Genomic DNA, 825 nt, shown 5'->3' on the forward strand with positions numbered 1-825 from the left:
CAACCTGCGTGCCGACCGGTCGGGAACGGGCGTGGCGATCGCACTGCTGCTGGGGATTCCGTGCGCGGGCTACGCGCTGTCGGGGCAACCGGGTGTGCTGGTCTATGGGCTCGCGCTTGGCGGCATGGCGGCGACGGCGTGGATCAGCCGCTTTCCGCGTGACTGGGTGGGGGCAGGAGCGCTGCTGTTCGCGGTGTCGGACCTGCTGATTTTCGCGCGACTGGGTCCGCTGGCCGTCTCGATCGTTCCGACGTTGCTGGTCTGGCCGCTCTACGTCGCGGGACAGGCGATGATCGCTTATGGCGTGGTGAGAACGGAGCGCGCGGGAAATGAAGGTGTGCACGATCGGCTATGAAGCCACGACGATGGCCGATTTTCTGGCGGCGCTGACGGGCGCGGGGGTGGAGCGTGTGATCGATGTGCGTGCGCTGCCCTTGTCGCGGCGGCCGGGATTTTCGAAGACCTCGCTGGCGGCGTCGCTGGCCGAGGCGGGGATCGATCGGGCGGGGGTGTACGTCACCAACGCGGTCAAGCATTTCAAGTTCGAGCAGCGCGGCAAGCGGCGCATCCATATGAAGCCCGATGCGGGGGAGATCAGCGCGTGCCGTTGGTGGATCGAGCAGGAGCGCTTGCTGGTGCGGCCCAAGGTGACGGTGGCCTTGGGGGCGACCGCGGCGCGCAGCTTGCTCGGGCGGGTGGTGACGATCCGCAAGGAGCGCGGGCGGGCGCTGGCGCTGCCCGATGGCGGCGAGGCGTGGATTACGGTGCATCCTAGCTATTTGCTGCGCTTGCCCGACCGCGACGCGGCCGCACTGGAATATGCGC

2 protein-coding genes are annotated in these 825 nt (G+C 68.4%); both read left to right on the top strand.

The features are described 5' to 3' along the window. Positions 1–355, top strand: a 355-nt coding sequence (locus AACY45_RS27130; protein WP_339548505.1) for a lysoplasmalogenase family protein, incomplete at its 5' end; no start/stop codon positions are given. Then, positions 330–825 (top strand): uracil-DNA glycosylase family protein (locus AACY45_RS27135; protein WP_339548507.1); only part of this gene is annotated, 496 nt, incomplete at its 3' end. The genes AACY45_RS27130 and AACY45_RS27135, both read left to right, overlap by 26 nt.

The organism is Pseudomonas sp. RA_35y_Pfl2_P32 (assembly GCF_963970735.1).
In the GTDB taxonomy this organism is placed as follows: Bacteria; Pseudomonadota; Gammaproteobacteria; order Pseudomonadales; family Pseudomonadaceae; genus Aquipseudomonas.